The following is a 17,185-nucleotide window of genomic DNA, read 5'->3' on the forward strand; positions in this document are numbered from 1 at the left end:
CCATCTGAAACTTGTAAAAAATCACCCATTCAGGTGAACCAAACAGCGGAACTAACTCGCACGATAGCAGCGTCAAGCTTCTTATCTGCTATACGCATTGGACGAGCATTGGAGTGCTGCTTGTCTCAACAGACACGCTCTCCACCTACAAAAACAAATCTATTGAGGTTTCTATGAGACAGATTTTCAAAAATCACTCCAAACCAGTAAATCCCGGTGAAACAGTTCACCAATCCGAGCGGATTTTTGCCGCTCTAGTTCTAACTGGCATCTTGTCTTTGGGCGCAGGTCTGACACTGCTGCAAACCGCATTTGCTGCCCCAGTCAGACTTTCTGAGTCTACCACCGAACTGGTTAAGGTTAAAGACCAGAAAGTTGGGCAAAATCTTGACCGTAAGCAAGCTAATCGCTTACCGCCTCGGATTGCTAACGCCGTTCGTCAAGATTTGTCGCGTCAAACTGGTATCGCTCCGGGAAAGCTCAAGATTACTGACTTTAACCAGAAAACTTGGAACGATGGCTGTTTGGGACTTCCGAAATCTGGTGAATTTTGTACTCAAGCATTAGTTCCCGGTTGGCGCGTTGTCATGTCTAGTGGTAACAAAACTTGGGTTTATCGCATCAATTCTACAGGGCAAGTTTTACGCCTCCAAAAGTCGGATACTCCTGTCAGTAACATCCCAGAAAACTTCCCCAAATCCATTGCTAATGCTGTTATCGCTGATGCCTCCACGCAGTTGGGTTTGCCGGTTAACCAGATTCGCCTCGTGCAGGCGGAACAGAAAACTTGGCCTGATGCTTGTTTAGGGATTTACGCGCCTGATATTTTGTGTGCGCCAGCGACGGTAGAAGGCTGGCGGGTGACGGTACAAGGAAATGGACAACGCTTGGTTTATCGCACGAATGCAGCCGGTTCTGTAGTGAAGCTGGATCAACTAGCGAGTTTGCCGAATTCCGTTCGGGATGCAGTCTTGCTGGAGGCTTCCCGACAGTTCAAAGTGCCAGCGAACCAACTCAGCATCATTCAGGCTAAACAGCAAAATTGGGATAGCTGTCTCGGTTTAGGCGGTATTAACGAGAGTTGTGCTACTCTTGCAATCCCTGGTTGGCAGGTGACGGTACAAAACCAGCTACAACTGTTGGTTTATCACACGAACGACAATGGTTCTCTCGTTAAGTTCAATCAAGACGCTAGCAAGATAAGCGATGCGGGTACCCTCCAGCCGACGCCAATTCCTGCTAGCGAACTACCACCATCCTTAGATAAAAATGTGGTGTTTCGAGCGATCGCCAGTGGCGGTTTTGCTGGTAGAACCTACGAAACTGTTTTACTGAATGACGGACGCTTGATGCGCGTTCGTATCGGCGATGCCAATGACTCCGAGCGTAGCGTTCTCCGCATTTCTGGGCAACAGGTACGACAGTTTCAGCAATTGCTAGAACGGCAGCAATTTGCCCAATTCAAGAACCTGAGTTACCCAGCACCCAGCGGTGCTGCCGATTACATCACCTACACGCTTACCAGTCGAGAAGGTACGGTTCGCTACACCGATATTAATCGAGGTAGTTTGCCTGCACCTTTAGAGAAAGCGATCCAAGGTTGGAATCGGCTTGCCAGCAGCGCCCAAAGATAAAATTAGGCAGCATCTGGATACTCTCATTCTTGGCGAATAGTGAAAGCAGCCCCACACTAGGGCTGCTTTCACTATTTGCTAAATAATTGTAAGTCAGGATCTACGCAAAGTTATGCAGGACTTACGCAAAGCTTATACATATAGCGTTTTGTAGGGGCAATCCCTTGTGGTTGCCCCAGATGTCGCGCAAGTTGCGTAAGTCCTGGTTATGGAAAAACGAACCGCGAAGGACGCTTCAAGAGAGGAAGGAATAAAAGTTTCAGAGAGTTCTTACGTAAGTCATTGTAAGTAAAGCAACTGAATGCAGAGGGATTGCTTTTTGGCGATCGCTAAAAAGCTCCAGCTACTCCAGCTACTGAATTCTTGAGGAAGGTGCTTTGGCGATCGCTTGTACCTCCGGAAACTCCAAAAAATTTGGCTTCTCAAACCCTGCCCTTCTCTGTCCGATTTCCTGAGGAGGAAGCCAAATTACAATCTACGGTTTACCTATCGGGATATGAAGGTATACAATAAGAAGATTCTGCTAAAATCTTGTCCATAGTAAAAGTATTCCTAAAGATAGATGAGCGATCGCATTGGACACTTAAAACACACCTGGGTACAATCTCATCATCCTGCACATCAAGCGTTGAGATTGCAACAACAGCAACAAACAGAGCCGATGTTTTACTATTTTGCTTACGGTTCTTGTATGTGCCCGGTCGATTTAAAGCGTACATTCGGCGAGAACACCCATACTTACGTGATTGGTGCTGCCACACTCAAAGGATATCGACTAGGATTTTATCGCCGCTCAGCGCTTCGCAACTGTGGTGTTTTAGATATGGTGAAAGACCCATCAGCCTCAGTCGAAGGAGTTCTGTATAGATTACCGTGGAGATTGAGCGATCGCTTAGATGAACGCGAAGAAGTCCCTCAAGGCGGTTATCGCCAGGAAATGGTCAATGTTTCCTGCCAAGATCGCATATATACCAGCGTTCGTACCTACGTTGTCGTTAACAAATTAGCAGAAGAACTCGCCCCCAACGACTGGTACTTCAACGTTGTCCTGCGCGGTGCCTTAACCTGCGGGCTTCCAGAACAGTATTGCTGGCAACTGTTTAACCATATGTATCAGTTGCAACAGCGCCACTGGCTCTCGTCAGTCTCTGCGGTCGGCTTAGCGAACGGTAATTGAGCATCCGTCATTGGTGATTCGTTTTTGGTCAGAAATTCTGAGCAAAGACCTAAAGACTCATGACAACTAGCAATTCCCCAATACTTATTATTTATTAAAATACTTGTAGGGTGGTTAATCTTCACCCTCATCCTAGGTATTGTTAGGCTTAAGATGTAAACATACATTTTTTGCAAATTCCTTACTGTATGTTTACAAAAACCAAATCATTGGGCATATTATTATTATTTATGATAATATCTAGCATTTATCTTTATTTTAAAAATAATCCAACAATTACTCAAATTCAAGTAATAAAATTAATAACAGCCAGAAAAACTGTTAATAATTTATGCGATTGCCAAAGCCAAGAATGTCAGTTCAGCATAGAATTTATCAGAACGGATCATCAAGGTAATACCAAGGCTGAAGGCGCAAATTATGTTATTCTTTTTGATCCCAAATCTCCAAAACTAGATTTTAAGGTTAGTCTTGCTTTAGCCCATGAAATTTATGCTAAAGATGCTAAAGGGAGATTACGCAAAGAATATATCCCAAAACAGTTTCATGAAATTATAGCGGATGATAATGCCAAACTAAATGGCAAAAGACCGATTGCAGCCATTAATGGGGATTATATAGATCCTGAGAATAAACCCCAAGGCTTGAACATTTCGAGGGGTGTAGAATATTCTGGTTTATTTAAAGATAAGCGGTCTTCCTTTGGAATTTCAGGAGGTACACAAGAGCGAAAGGCTACGATTCAGATTGGGAAAAGAAACGAGCAAATTTTAAATTACAATTTAGTAGGAGGAAATGGAAGATTTTATCAAAATGGAATATTCAAAGATATTTGTAATGACTTGGGAGAATATGCCTGTAAGCACGAAACCAGTCGCTCGATGGCAGCGATTACTTCCAAAGGCTATGTAATATTACTGGTTAACAACGTCGATGATGGGCCATTGTATCCAGATAAGTTTGATGATCTCCTGAAAGGAATTTCTAAAAATCACTGTTTAGGTAATATTCAGGAAGCGATGTTATTTGATGGCGGGTTTTCAACAGCTTTTTACTATAACAACAAAATCTATGTGGAAAATTCTAATCCAATTGGATCGGTATTTTTGATTTACAAAACGGAATGACAATTTATAGAGTAGAACTGGTTGGTCGAAGTAGCTGAGAATCCATATATCTTGGATGGGGTGGAAGCTGCATTACCTAATTGCTCGCCGCACTGAGGCACTAATGAGGTCTACGATAAAAGTGAGGGCAAGAAAGGCTATCAAAGTTGTGAGGAGACCTTTGTAGTCAAAGCTACTCAGTTGTTCCGTGAGCAAGCGACCTAATCCACCCGCACCCACTAACCCTACAATTACCGTAGCGCGGATGCAGACTTCCCAGCGGTAGAGGATATATGCAATAAAGCGGGGCAAAGTGCGGGGTAAGACGCCGTAGAGGAAGACTTGGGAACCAGTAGCGCCCAAAGCTTTGAGCGACGCTCTTGGACGTTCATCTAGATTTTCCGTCACTTCCGCCATCAGACGCCCTAGTATACCTAAATTGTGTAAACCGAGGGCGATCGCTCCAGGTAATATTCCCGGAAACAATACAAACAGAAAGATTAACGCCCAAATGGGTTCGGGGACGGCACGGGCAACGAGTAGTAGGAAGCGGGTAAAAATCAGTACAGCAGTTCCTCGGAGATCCCCCCTTAAAAAGGGGAGTGTGAGATTTTCTCCCGTCCCCCTTTTTAAGGGGAGTGTGAGATTTTCTCTTGCCCCCCTTTTTAAGGGGGGTTGGGGGGATCTTCTACCAGTATCCAGAATCCCTCCTGGCAACAGGAAATTATTTGCTGCTGGGAAAGATAATAAAATGCCTCCTAATCCAGCCCCAGCCATTGCCAGGATGGACATAGCCAGAGTTTGAGCTGAAAGGGTAAATAGTTGACTCAGCTGACTCCCATCCGGTGGGAAGACATCTTGAAACACTCCTGCCAATAGCTGTGCAGTTCGCGGTGCCCAAAGTTTTGAGAAATCAGCCTGGATGTACCAGAAGGAGAAGATGACTAAAACAATGCCGCCGAGAAATGACACCTGTACTACTGGATCTTGTTGATAAAACCGCTGTTTGCGCCCTTGGAGATTCAGGACGTTCAAATCCAGGCGACTTGGCGCACCCAAACGGTGGCGTAGCAAAGCACTCCAAAAATCCGTAGCACCATTTAATCCAATCAGGGCAATCAAAAACGTCCACATCTGCTCATAGCGCAAAGATTGGAGGCTGAGGAGAATTTGATACCCCAGTCCACCTGCACCAATAATCCCCAGTACGGCGGCGGAACGAATCGAACACTCAAACCGATAGAAAGCGTAGGACAGCAGATTTAGAAAGGCTTGGGGAATCAAGCTATAGGCAAAAGCATTCAGAGGTGAAACGCCGCTATTCAGGAGTGCCATTAGTGGCTGATGGGGGGTTTCGTCTAGAATCTCCGAGAAGACTTTGGCAGTAATCGCACCAAAAGGAATTGCGATCGCTAGCACTGCTACTAGCGGATCGAGTCCAAAAATATTGACGAAAAATAATCCCCAAATTAACTCGTGAATTGCTCTCGGAATTGCCAAAACTCCTCGTACCATCACCCAAGGAGACTGAGTTTTGAGTTGTAGAAACCCGATCGATCGCGTCTGAGTTTTGAGTTTTGAATTTGAAACAGATTCCCACCATATCTCAGAACAAAAAACACCCCCCACCAAACCAATCAGCACGCTGAAGAAAGTGCCACACACGGCGTAAGCAAGGGTTTTTAGAGTAGAGTCTAGAGTTAGATGCAGAAATTCCGGGCTGAGATCGGGTGAGAATGCAGCAACGATAAAGCGCCAAACGAGGTTCCAGCCGCCTTCGTTGATTAAATCCCGCTGGAATACGCCTGCTAAGTGCAACGACCAAATGAGGGACGCGACAAACACCAATCCCCACACAGTACGCCAGTTAAGCGGTGAGGGGCGCTGAGGGAGGTTTGTTGGTTGGCGATCGCTAGTGTTTCTCACGCTTTCCTTGCCAAAACTCCTCTTTTAACAACAAGCGATCGCGATCTAGTGCGAACCTTTGCGCTACCGCGTGTGTTAAAGAAATACAAAACTTCAGCAACCGGAAGCAATATCAATTCTCCATCCTGTACAACTCCTCAATCATCGCGTCTGACAGTGCTTCAGCGGGGGTATCAAACAAAATGCGTCCCTGTCGCAAACCGATGATGCGCTGATAATGACTGCGAGCAAATTCAATTGCGTGGACACTGGTGACTAAAGTTTTGCCCGTTTCCTGGCTCAACTGGCGCAATAAATCCATAATCTCGCGGCTGCGTTCGGGGTCGAGGCTGGAGATGGGTTCGTCAGCAAGAATAGCGGTAGGATTTTGCACGAGGACGCGAGCGATCGCTACCCGTTGCTGTTGACCACCAGAAAGACTATCGGTGCGTTCGTAAAGTTTTTCTGCAATCCCCACCTGTGCCAAAGCTTTATGAGCAGTTTCAACTTCCAAAGGATAAATCAGCGAAACTGCTGCTTTGAAAAACGACCAGCGCCCCAGATGTCCAGCATTGATATTGTGAATCACCTGCAAATTATCAACCAAGTGAAATTGTTGATAAATTGTACCTATCTGGCGCTGGACTTGGCGCAGCAACTTGGGACGAAGATCGGCAAGGTTGCGACCCAGTACCCAGACTTCTCCTTGACTCGGTAGCAGCGTCCCGTTGAGTAAATTAATCAGCGTACTTTTCCCCGCACCGCTAGAACCAACCAGCGCCACGCGATCGCCTGCCCGAATCTGCAAATTGACATCAGCAAGAGACTGAAACTTACCAAATTGTTTCGTAACGTTTTTGAGTTCAAAAATCGGTAAGTTTTGACTCATACCAGCGGTAATGGATAATCGCTAATGGGAGCCTTAGGAATTATTAATCATCCCTTATAATTAATTCTAATTTATTAGAATTAGCACTTTCCCTTTACCAACCTTTTGATTTCGCGACGAGGACATTGTCCTCGTCGCGTCTGCCACAACGCTTTGTGGTTAGACAAATACAATTACTATATTATGACGTTACAGTGCAAAACACAAGTATTTTAGCCCGATAAAATCATAATATTTTCTGATCGAAATCGGGCAAAAGTTAGGGATTGATAAAGCAAAACTTATCACCTAAAAAGGCTCATTTAATTTTGCCAATTTGCCGACCAATCGTTTCAATTTGAGCATAGTTAGAATTTTGAGTGGGGATAAATTTTTTAGCCTCAAACAAGCCGAGAATTTCTTTTTGTTCTGGCACCGTGGGGTCGAGTTTCAAAAAAGCGCTCTGTACCTTTTTGGCAAAATCATCGCCATAGCGCTTTTTGACCTCCGGATTGATAACCCAGTGGTAGTCATAATAGGCAGGTGTTTGCCAGAGGACTTGCACTTTATTTGGGTCTACTTCTTTGGAATCGACTCGCTTTTTCCAGACGCTTTCATTTACAGCACCTACATCGTAGGTGCCTGCTTCCACCAATTTGATCGTCTTATCGTGATCGCCGGAAAAACCGACTTGACCTTTCAAATCTTCAAGTTTGAGTCCAGCTTGTTGCAGGAAATATTGAGGCATTAAACGCCCGGATGTTGAAGATTCGCTCCCCATAGTAAAGCTATGCCCTTTGAGCTGTTTTAAATCAGAAATATCTTTAAATGGCTTCAGTCCAGCCTTTTTGTTGGCGATGAAGAGACTGTGGAATTGGGCGTCTATGTCGCGTTGAGCGATCGCTTCCGCACCCGGTACCTGCAACCGTGCCTGCACCCCCGTCAATCCTCCAAACCAAACTAAATCCAAATCTCCTACTTTGAAGACAGTAACCGCCGCCGTATAGTCAGTAACCGGCTTATACTCCACCGGCACACCCAGTTCCTTTTCTAGATAGGCAGCTAGCTTGTCATACTGACGCTGTAACTTTTGCGGATCTTGATCGGGAATTGCACCGATTGCCAGAGGCTTTGTCTCAGTTCCACCGTTCGTCGCTGAAGTCCCGGATGGGTTGGGCGAACAAGCCGCCAGCGGTAGCAACAACAACAAACCGGACAACAATATTTTTTTCATTCCTGACTTGGATCTGCTCATTTTGACTGCCTATATAAACTTACGCCAGAAGCTACCCCTCCTGGAAATGGGCTGTAGCGCGGGTGCCAGAAGTTAGTGTAAGCGAACGGCTACCCTTATGCCAAAATTAACCGTAGTGTCAGCAGGCTTTAGCAATAGTTTGGCATCCTGGGCAGAAGTTGTATGGTGGGCGGTAAATTATCGATAGGCAGTTGGGTAAAGGTGGCTTTGGGATCGCCTATCTTGCTTAGCGGGACTTAAACAAATTTCAAGACCAAACAAAGCCTAAACTGATGCCTCAATTATGCCAACCATCACGACGGGAAACACGAACGCACCCACAATCATGATTGGCGAAAAGGCAGCCGATTTGATTAAAGCCGCAGGGCGTGTTTCAGAGCAAGCGCCCTTAACAACTGCGATCGCCTAATTATCTCGTTTTAATAACATGAAGGAGTTTGAGAAAATGATTACCTTATACACTGCACCATCCTTCGATGGGAGACCAACCCACAACGTTAGATGCGACGGCTTATGGCTACATTGGTAATTTCATACAGCCACGTTTTGAAAGCTCAATCCTTGATTATTTGCTTGAGCGATCGAACCTCTGCCAGCACTATGAACGGATGACTGAACAGTTTTTTGGCAATAGTGAAGCGCTGCGATAGTGTAGCTTTAGCAAGTCCTTGAGCATCAGCGCAGATTGCTCATTAAAACACTCACCGTTGAGTCCTAGCTCAGCTTCATGAGCTAATCCTGTTTGTTCAAAGATCAATGGATTAATAGAGTTACTCCAATGATTCATCACCTTTGTATTTCTGCTTCTCTATTCTCGCCTGTCTTCAAACCAATCTTGCCCACCCGGTAACTGAGTTAAATACTCATCAATGATGTCAGGTAAAATACTTGCTGAATGAGCATACGTCAAAGCAAGTAATTGTTGAGCTGTCAGGATTATCTGAGTTCTATCCACCATTTCTGAGAGTTGAGACGGTTTAACTCTTCCATTTAGTACTTCCACACTCGCCGGACGAATTGCAGCTGCCAGTGCATCTACAAGCATTGGTTCCCATTCATCAGGCTTGACGTAGTGAGAAGTTTTGTTGTCTTGGAGATTCAGGTCTTGAATTTGTATGAGAGAATCTGAAATTGAAGCTACCCAAGAGTTGGTTAATCGCTGCTCTATTTGATTTTTAATCAAGTGAATTAGCATTCTAACTAAATAGGATTTTATATTACGCAGGGTTGCCTTTTTACTCATCCAATCCAGCTCATCTAAAATCACTAAAGCGTCTGTGTAGCGTCCCTCAATGATGCTATTTCTTAAATCTATGAGTTCCTGAGTCATAACAATTGCCTTCATCTAGGCGTTTCTACGCTGAATATAGCACTCAAAAACGAGAGCGATCGCTCTGGTTCATCTCACCTTTGTTCCCTTCCGTTATGGAGCTTTCTGGAGTGGGTCAAATATTTAACAAACCTGACACCAAGGGTATGCCAAAATTAGCCTAAGTGTCAGGGAAAGTTTAAGGAATGGTTTGGGCCGCTGGGCAGATGTTGCATGGTGGACGATACATCGTTGACAGGGTGCTGGGAGAAGGTGGCTATGGCATCACTTTTTTAGCTAGAGACAAAAAAGGGAATTTTGTCGTTATCAAGACGCTGAACGAACAGGTATTGACTAAACGCGAATTTACAGCGTACCGAGACAAATTCAATCGAGATTTCCAGAAAGAAGCGCTGCGACTAGCTGTGTGCCGACACCCTCATATTGTGCAGATTGACAATGCCTTCTCTGAAGGACAGTTACCTTGCATGGCGATGGAGTATGTTGAAGGAGAAAACCTGGAGCAGCGCGTACTTAATCTGGGTGTTTTGTCGGAAACAGAAGCATTGCACTACATCCGCCAGATTGGTGAAGCACTGACTTTCATCCACGAAAGAGGCTTTTTGCATCGGGATGTGAAGCCGTCCAATATCATGGTGCGTGCCGAAAAATTCGAGGCGGTGCTGATTGATTTTGGCATTGCTAGGGAATTTATCCCCGATTTGACGCAGACTCATACGCAAACTTTTACTCCAGGTTTTGCTCCGATTGAACAGTATGCTCAGCAAGCGAGGCGGGGCGAATATACGGATGTTTATGCACTCGCGGCGACGCTCTACTATTTGCTGACTGGAGAAGTCCCGCTACCAGCTCCTGCTAGAGCTGCGGGGATTCCGTTAAATTCACCGCAACGCTTCAATTCAAGCATTAGTAATTTAGCCAATCAGGCGATTCTTAAAGGAATGGAATTTCAAGCCGAGGAACGCCCTCAGTCGGTGCAGGAGTGGCTAGAATTGCTCAATTTTAATAAGATTGCCGCCTACACTTTTAAGCAGCCGGTATCAAGCAAGATTCCGTTATCAAAAACTCATAATGCAAGTTCAATCGCTACCAACCGCAATTTTTTAACAAATCGACAAAGTTCAGCGTCAAGAATAGATTACCGGCAACTACAGACTTTTTTAGCGTTAGGAAAGTGGCAAGAGGCGGATGAGGAAACAACGACGGTCATGCTGAAAATTTCCGGTCGAGAAACCGAAGGCTGGCTGAGAGTAGAAGATATCAAAAAATTTCCAGTTTCAGACCTTCGCATCATTAACCAACTCTGGATAAAACACAGCAAAGGGCGCTTTGGTTTTAGCGTACAAAAATATATCTGGGAGAGGATTGGAGGGACGAGAAGTGCAAATTATGAAATTTTGTGTATTTTAGGCGATCGCGTAGGATGGCGGATTGATGGCGTTTGGGTTCCTTATGAAGAATTTATTTTTGATAGCGATCGCGCTCCCGCAGGTCATCTGCCCAGCGGATATGTTTTTTGCGAAGTTGGTTGGTGGGTAGGGTTATTGAACCTCTTCTATCGTCTTGAGTAGCTAATTATAAAAAATCTATATTTTTATGAAGTCTTATTGATTATTCTATAGGTTAAGCGCTGTTGTGAATATAATAAATGCTGCCTACTCTAACTCACTCTATTTTTTAGCAAAAATGCATTTAATTATTCTAAAAGAGTAAATTTAAATTCATTTTTTTTCTGTATTCAAACAAATTTTCAGCAGCTCTGCAAACTTTTATGTCTTCCGCTATTACGAGAACTCAACTTGAACAGTTACGTCCAAGCGATCGCTTAAAATATTATGGGGTTCAATGGCAGATTAAAGAATACAGCACTTATGACGATTCCTATGGATATGAAACAACAGAGTGGTTGCTAAAATCTCAGGCAGGAAAAGAATATTATTTGCTACGAGAAATCGATCCTCAAAATCCAGAATCCTTGGTAAATTGGTATCTTGCCGAAGAAATTCCCGATCCTAAGATATTTGAGCCAGAATCACTTAATAATTTGGCTGTTCGTCTTTGGCACGATATGCAAGGGCAAAAAACACCTTATCCAGAATTGCACGCCTTGGGCAGACGCTATTATTTTGAGTCATCAACTCAGGGAAACTATGAAGGAGACGAAGAGGAGACATCTCGAATTACTTGGGATTATTGGGACAAAGATCGTCAATGGAATTTAGCGATTGAAGCTTGGCCTAATGGCGAACGACATATTTACTCTACCAAAATAGTGAAGCCAGAAGAGTTTTCTGATATTGAACGAGGGGTAAAAGAAAGTAATTTTGGCAGCTTTATTGCTCAAGTATTATTAGCCAGTTTTCTCATGATTTGCGGAATATTTTTGATGATATTCGGATAGTCAAAAAATGCCTACATCTTTATTTATTGAACAACATAATAACGGGTTGGCTTTTTATATCAATGGTGATTTGCAGTTTGATACCGCTGATGAAGCCATTTATCACGAATATTTAGTGATTCCATCGGTAGCACTGGCAGTCAAACGGTTTCCTCAGACAGAGTTGCAAGTATTGATTTGTGGCGGCGGGGATGGATTAGCTGCACGGGATGTGTTGCGATTTTCTGAAGTGAGTCAAGTTGATTTAGTGGATTACAATCCAGAAGTTTTAGAACTAGGTAAAAAAGTATTTAAGGATTTTAATCAGGGAAGCTTAGAAAGCGATCGCTTAACTATTTACACGCAAGAAGCATTTGAATTTTTATCGACAATCAAGGAAAAATCTTATCACGTCATTATTTGCGATTTTACTTATCCTAGTTGTACAGAAGATACTGCAATATACACTCAAGAATGGTTTAAAACTATTAGCCGGGTGCTTTATCCAGGTGGCATTATTAGCACGAATGCTGTTTCTCCAGAAAATCGTACAACAGGTTTTTGGTGTTTATATCAAACTTTGTTAGCTGCTGGATTGATGGCAAAGCCTTTACAACTAGCAATTCCATCCTTTCAGCGGCATGACTATGGCAATTGGGGGTTCTTTTTAGCGTCTCCAGTTTCAATTCAGCATTCTGAACTAGAAGCAATTATCCTACCTAAAAATTTACAGGCGATCGCTCTTGAAAATCTGCTCAAAGTGTTTGAGTTTGAGAACGCGATCGCTCATATTCGCCACAGCGTAAACATTCACACCCTGGATTGTCCGCAGCTATTTTACTATTTGCTTAATCCTCATATTCAATTAACCCAAATTACCGAAGCAACTGAAGGAAAAACCATTAATTTTTTAGATATTGAAGAATCCGGGACTGGACTGATAGGTTTGCGCGATCTCCTTCAACTAGAATCAACAGCCCAAATGTGGTTAGAAGAAGTTGAGCGAAATGACGTAGATATTAGCAAATTATTGCCGGTACAACATCCTTATCACAGCCCTAAGATGACGGCAGAATGGTTAGCGCACCTGCAACAATTACTATCAGAAATAGACTTATCGCGCTTATTGGGCAGTATTTTAGACCGCGCTCAGGAACTGCCGCCTCAGATTGCCGCTGAACTAAAACAATTGTCTGATAAAGTCCGATCTGGACAGCAACTTTCAGCCTTATCACCACGGGCAGCAGAATTTATTATGATGCTTTCAGTGACATTACTAATGGCAAATTTAGCCTCTCCAGATGCTGTATTTGCTAAGGGATACTATTCAGGAAGTAGCCATTCTTCTGGCTCTAGCGGATATCCAGTAGGAACGACTTATTATAGCGAGGGAGAATGGAATTGGTTTAATAAAACCTTAGGATTTATTTTGACAGCGGCAGGCGGTATTTGGTTGATAAACTTATTAACAAATCGCTCGAATCATGACTGACATTTTAAATATAAATCATGGGCAAAAAATTCAAGCAGAAGAATTATCTTTAACCCTAAGACTGCTAAATTTAGAAGAACGCCATCTTTGGGACTTGTTTGTGCAAACTGCGCCCACAGGATGCTTTATGCAATCTTGGGCTTGGGCAGATTTCAAGGAATTAGAAGGATACAAAACGTTCCGTTATGGTTTATTCTACAAGCAAGAATTAGTGGGAGGATGCATTTTTTATTTTTATCCTCATCCTAATAAAGCAAATTTATTAGTTGCTCCAGGTGCCCCTTTGCTACCTGCACAATTGGAAAAAGAAGGAATGCAGATGTTGCTGAAACAAGCGGCATCTTTAGCTAAAAAAATAGCAGCGGTGGCGCTACGAATTGAACCATTATGGCATCAAAAACCAGATTGGCTTGCCGAATTTAGGCGTGCCCCCGCTGATTTATTGCCCTCAGAAACCCTGTTAATTGATCTACAATTAACTGAAACTGAAATGTTAGCAACTATGAAGCCAAAAGGACGATATAATTTGCGTTTGAGTTGGCGTCATGGTGTAGAAACCGAATTTAGAACAGACTCGCAGGCAATTCCTGTGTTTTACGATATCTTTTGGGAAACGGTAAAACGTCAGCAGTTTTTTGGCGAACCATACAAATTTTTCATCAATCTTTGCCAAACCTTATTTAAGGCAAATATGGCAGAGATTGGTTTCGCAACCTGGCAGGGAAAAATATTAGCCGCTATCTTGGTGGTTTATTGGGGCAATCGCGCAACTTATCTTTACGGCGGACGTAGTTTTGAACATCCGGAAGTCATGGCAACTTACAGTTTACACTGGGCGGCAATGCAACGGGCAAAATCACGCGGTTGCAGTTTGTATGATTTCTATGGTTTTACTCACGATCCCAATCATAGTTATGCCAAATTTTCCCGCTTTAAAAGTCAGTTTGGTGGTGTGACGGTAACAACTATCGGCGCTCAGGATTACTTTTTTTACGACCAATTAGCAGATACAATGATTGGATTATTAAAACACTTAAAGAATCCAAATTGATTTAATCGTAATTTACGCAAAGCTTATACATATAGCGTTTTTTCGGGTTCAATCACCCTGTGGTTGCAGATGTGGTGATGTTGCGTAAATCCTATTGATATTAAAAAACTTGATAAGGAGTTAAATAGTGGAACAAGTCAGTCAATTAGGATTTATTCTTCTAGAGCTAGTGGTAGGCTTTGGGTTGTTCTGGCTGGGACAACTAGCTTATCAAAAACTATTCCGTCGCATGGAATTAAATCTAGAACTATTTGTTAAAGATAATTCAGCCGTAGCGATCGCTCTCGTCGGATATTACCTCGGCATCGTCATTGCACTGGGTGGTGTTTTAGGACAACCTTCAGACAATTGGCAGGACAAGTTACTCAATTTGGCAAGCTATGGTGCCACAGTAATTTTATTCATGTTGGCGGGTGCTTGGGTAGGCGATCGTTTAATTCTGCGTTGCTTTGATTGTAAGCGCGAAATTCTCGAAGAACGCAACACAGGCGCTGCTGCTGTAGAATTTGGCAATCACATCGCCAATGGACTCATTCTCAGCGCCGCACTCGGAGGAGAAAGCGGCACTTGGCTAGTAGGGTTAGTCTGCTGGATTGTCGGCTTAGGCGTACTCGTTTTGGTGAGTGTTCTCTATCCCTACGTCACTAAATACGATGTATTTGAAGAGATTGAAAGGCGCAATAATCCCGCTGCTGGCGTGGCGTTAGCAGGCTTACTTATTGCGACGGGTAATATAGTGCGCGTGGCATTTGCCGCCGAGTTTCAAAACTGGGTAATTAGTTTTACTCAATATGGTTTAACACTGTTATTTTGCTTAGCCTCACTGATTGTAATTCGCTGGATTGCAGATTTAATCTTGGTGCCAGGAGTAAAAATATCCGATGAAATCGCGCGTCAACAAGTCCCGAATTTGGGTGCTGGATTAATTGAAGCTTTTGCTTATATTGCGGCTTCATTCTTAATCGCCTGGGCTGTCTAAATTCAGGACGGACTCGCCGCACATCAACACATAGTAAGGGCAACCACAGGGGGATTGAACCCGAAAAAACGCTATATGTATAAGCTTTGCGTAAGTCCTGAAATGTAAGAAATCGGCTTCTGCCCACTCAAAAATAGGTTGAGAAGCTGAAAAATGATGGGATCTAAGCACTGCTTGTCCTTTCAGCCAGCACCTTGAACAAAGTCAAATAAAGAGTGAGCCATCTGCAATTTACTACAGGGTTCAATCTCTACTTTGCGCCCTTGATTGTCAAGAAACACAGCTCGGTTGTTGTCGCTGCCAAAACCAGCATCGGGTTGATCGATGGGATTAGCAACAATGGCATCCAATTTTTTCTTCCGCAACTTCTCCAGCGCTGGCGTAACAATATCCCCAGTCTGTGCGGCAAACCCAATTAACTTTTGATGCGGCTGTTTGAGACTCGCCAATTCTGCCACGATATCGGGTACAGATTCTAGAGGTAAGGAAGCGGGAAGCGATCGCTTCGGCAATTTCTGGGCACTATACTCGGCTGGTTTCACATCTGCCACCGCCGCCGACATCACTATCAAATCGGCATCTGGAAAACACTCTAACATCGCCTGCTGCATCTGGTGGGCGCTCATCACACCAATCGATTGCACCTTTTGTAGAGAGGCGATTAATTGCGTCTCCATTGGCCCATGCACCAGTGTCACAGATGCACCGCGATGCAGTGCAGCTTGTGCCAATGCGAATCCCATTTTGCCAGTCGAAGGATTGCCGATGAAGCGCACCGGATCGAGATGCTCTCGCGTTCCTCCAGCACTAATTAAAACTCGTTTCCCGGCTAAATCTCGCTTACCGCCAGTGTGCAATAGAGATGTAATTTGCGGCAAAATTTCAGCAGGTTCTGCCATACGTCCAGCACCGACGCGATCGCAAGCCAAGAGTCCAGCACCGGGACCAACACTGTGATAGCGTTTATCTACGAATACCTGTTGCCAATTGCGTTGCACTGCCACCTGTTCCCACATATCCGTATTCATTGCTGGTGCTAACAACACCGGACAAGTGGAAGCGAGGACAGTATTCGCAAGCAGATTGTCAGCGAAACCATAAGCCAACTTGCCTAAAGTATTCGCGGTTAGAGGAGCGATCGCCAAAACCTCTGCCCATTCTCCCAACTCAATATGCAAAGGGCGTCCGCGTGTCGGTTGCCAGAAATTTTCATCCGTATAAGCAGGATGACGAGACAGCGTTGCCACTGTTAGAGGGGTGATAAATGCTTGAGCAGAATCAGTAAGAATCACCCGAACTTCCACCCCAGTTTTGGCAAGCGCCGAAATTACCTCACAAACTTTATAGGCGGCGATACCGCCGCCTATCCCAATGAGAACTCGTCTGCCACTTTGCATTTAAGCTTCATCGAAGGGTTGAAAATCCAGCAGGTAGAGGTAGGGTTCAACTAAATCTGGACGTTGAAAAGCGATCGCTCTGAGCAAATGCCAATCATCCAATCCTTCAAAGGGATTGGTGTAATTATCTTGCTCTAGCCGTACAGCCAGCTGTTCCACTTCAGTTGCCGTCACAGCAGAAATATCCCGGTTGGAAATGCTAACAGTTGTCATTGACCGCGCCTCCCTCAATCTGCATCTGTGCCATGAATTATACAGATGCAACCAACCATTTTATCTTAACGCCATTACTGGCGATCGCTTGATTTAAAAAAACGTCAAGTTAGCGGGTCTACTAGCTTTAAGCGGGAGATTTGACCGAAACAGGGCTGAGGACTGAGGGCTGAGGACTGAGGGCTGAGGGCTGAGGGCTGAGGGCTGAGGACTGAGGGCTGAGGGCTGAGGGCTGAGGGCTGAGGGCTGAGGGCTGAGGGCTGAGGGCTGAGGGCTGAGGGCTGAGGGCTGAGGGCTGAGGGCTGAGGACTGAGGGCTGAGGACTGAGGGCTGAGAGCGGTGGACGGACGACGGAGCACTGAGCGCGCAGGCATCAGCGCTGTCATGTGTACGAGGAG

At 44.4% G+C, this 17,185-nt stretch carries 17 protein-coding genes; 10 read left to right on the top strand and 7 right to left on the bottom strand.

Going from position 1 to position 17,185, the window contains the following annotated elements:
- Positions 1 to 173 precede the first annotated feature (173 nt).
- The 3 genes from AC2VDX_RS18845 to AC2VDX_RS18855 all read left to right on the top strand — a co-directional run bounded on the left by AC2VDX_RS18845 (position 174) and on the right by AC2VDX_RS18855 (position 3,938).
- Positions 174 to 1,634, top strand: coding sequence for a hypothetical protein (locus tag AC2VDX_RS18845; protein WP_378176864.1), 1,461 nt, complete (start codon positions 174 to 176; stop codon positions 1,632 to 1,634).
- Between the two features lie 562 nt (positions 1,635 to 2,196).
- On the top strand, positions 2,197 to 2,811 hold the full coding sequence (locus AC2VDX_RS18850) for a gamma-glutamylcyclotransferase family protein (protein ID WP_378176866.1): 615 nt from the start codon (positions 2,197 to 2,199) through the stop codon (positions 2,809 to 2,811).
- 188 nt (positions 2,812 to 2,999) lie between these two features.
- The gene (locus AC2VDX_RS18855) at positions 3,000 to 3,938 is read left to right on the top strand and encodes a phosphodiester glycosidase family protein (protein WP_378176868.1); all 939 of its coding nucleotides are present in this window, start codon (positions 3,000 to 3,002) and stop codon (positions 3,936 to 3,938) included.
- A gap of 72 nt (positions 3,939 to 4,010) precedes the next feature.
- Here the strand turns inward: AC2VDX_RS18855 and AC2VDX_RS18860 are convergent, their stop codons facing one another.
- From AC2VDX_RS18860 to AC2VDX_RS18870, 3 genes are all read right to left on the bottom strand, one after another.
- Entirely contained in the window at positions 4,011 to 5,765 is a 1,755-nt protein-coding gene (locus AC2VDX_RS18860) for a PhnE/PtxC family ABC transporter permease (protein ID WP_378177192.1), read from the bottom strand.
- Between the two features lie 190 nt (positions 5,766 to 5,955).
- Positions 5,956 to 6,711, bottom strand: a complete 756-nt coding sequence (locus tag AC2VDX_RS18865) for a phosphonate ABC transporter ATP-binding protein (RefSeq protein ID WP_378176870.1) — start codon at positions 6,709 to 6,711, stop codon at positions 5,956 to 5,958.
- Between the two features lie 298 nt (positions 6,712 to 7,009).
- Positions 7,010 to 7,924 carry a putative selenate ABC transporter substrate-binding protein gene (locus AC2VDX_RS18870; RefSeq protein ID WP_378177195.1) on the bottom strand — a complete coding sequence of 305 codons (915 nt, stop codon included), beginning with the start codon at positions 7,922 to 7,924 and terminating at the stop codon, positions 7,010 to 7,012.
- Between the two features lie 304 nt (positions 7,925 to 8,228).
- Between AC2VDX_RS18870 and AC2VDX_RS18875 the strand changes: the two genes are divergently transcribed.
- Positions 8,229 to 8,354, top strand: a complete 126-nt coding sequence (locus AC2VDX_RS18875) for a hypothetical protein (RefSeq protein WP_378176872.1) — start codon at positions 8,229 to 8,231, stop codon at positions 8,352 to 8,354.
- Between the two features lie 67 nt (positions 8,355 to 8,421).
- Positions 8,422 to 8,595, top strand: a complete 174-nt coding sequence (locus AC2VDX_RS18880; RefSeq protein ID WP_378176874.1) for a glutathione S-transferase C-terminal domain-containing protein — start codon at positions 8,422 to 8,424, stop codon at positions 8,593 to 8,595.
- Positions 8,596 to 8,753: 158 nt separating this feature from the next.
- Here the strand turns inward: AC2VDX_RS18880 and AC2VDX_RS18885 are convergent, their stop codons facing one another.
- Positions 8,754 to 9,275 (bottom strand): DUF29 family protein, encoded by a 522-nt coding sequence (locus tag AC2VDX_RS18885; protein WP_378177198.1) that lies wholly within the window; start codon positions 9,273 to 9,275, stop codon positions 8,754 to 8,756.
- 185 nt (positions 9,276 to 9,460) lie between these two features.
- On the opposite strand from AC2VDX_RS18885, the gene AC2VDX_RS18890 reads away from it, so the two are divergent.
- From AC2VDX_RS18890 to AC2VDX_RS18910, 5 genes are all read left to right on the top strand, one after another.
- Positions 9,461 to 10,846 (top strand): GUN4 domain-containing protein, encoded by a 1,386-nt coding sequence (locus AC2VDX_RS18890; protein ID WP_378176876.1) that lies wholly within the window; start codon positions 9,461 to 9,463, stop codon positions 10,844 to 10,846.
- A 200-nt stretch (positions 10,847 to 11,046) separates the two neighbouring features.
- Positions 11,047 to 11,676, top strand: a complete 630-nt coding sequence (locus tag AC2VDX_RS18895; RefSeq protein WP_378176878.1) for a DUF4178 domain-containing protein — start codon at positions 11,047 to 11,049, stop codon at positions 11,674 to 11,676.
- Between the two features lie 7 nt (positions 11,677 to 11,683).
- On the top strand, positions 11,684 to 13,147 hold the full coding sequence (locus AC2VDX_RS18900; RefSeq protein ID WP_378176880.1) for a spermine/spermidine synthase domain-containing protein: 1,464 nt from the start codon (positions 11,684 to 11,686) through the stop codon (positions 13,145 to 13,147).
- Positions 13,140 to 14,198 carry a lipid II:glycine glycyltransferase FemX gene (locus tag AC2VDX_RS18905; protein ID WP_378176882.1) on the top strand — a complete coding sequence of 353 codons (1,059 nt, stop codon included), beginning with the start codon at positions 13,140 to 13,142 and terminating at the stop codon, positions 14,196 to 14,198. Before AC2VDX_RS18900 ends, AC2VDX_RS18905 begins: the two co-directional genes overlap by 8 nt.
- Positions 14,199 to 14,325: 127 nt before the next feature.
- Positions 14,326 to 15,177 (top strand): DUF350 domain-containing protein, encoded by an 852-nt coding sequence (locus tag AC2VDX_RS18910; protein ID WP_378176884.1) that lies wholly within the window; start codon positions 14,326 to 14,328, stop codon positions 15,175 to 15,177.
- Between the two features lie 182 nt (positions 15,178 to 15,359).
- Here AC2VDX_RS18910 and coaBC read toward each other — a convergent pair whose 3' ends face one another.
- The 3 genes from coaBC to AC2VDX_RS18925 form a co-directional block, all read right to left on the bottom strand.
- Positions 15,360 to 16,574, bottom strand: a complete 1,215-nt coding sequence (coaBC, locus tag AC2VDX_RS18915) for a bifunctional phosphopantothenoylcysteine decarboxylase/phosphopantothenate--cysteine ligase CoaBC (RefSeq protein WP_378176886.1) — start codon at positions 16,572 to 16,574, stop codon at positions 15,360 to 15,362.
- Positions 16,575 to 16,787, bottom strand: coding sequence for a protein IsiD (gene isiD, locus AC2VDX_RS18920; RefSeq protein ID WP_190818072.1), 213 nt, complete (start codon positions 16,785 to 16,787; stop codon positions 16,575 to 16,577).
- 104 nt (positions 16,788 to 16,891) lie between these two features.
- Positions 16,892 to 17,185, bottom strand: a 294-nt coding sequence (locus AC2VDX_RS18925) for a hypothetical protein (RefSeq protein WP_486928222.1), incomplete at its 5' end; no start/stop codon positions are given.

Source organism: Coleofasciculus sp. H7-1, from assembly GCF_057473865.1.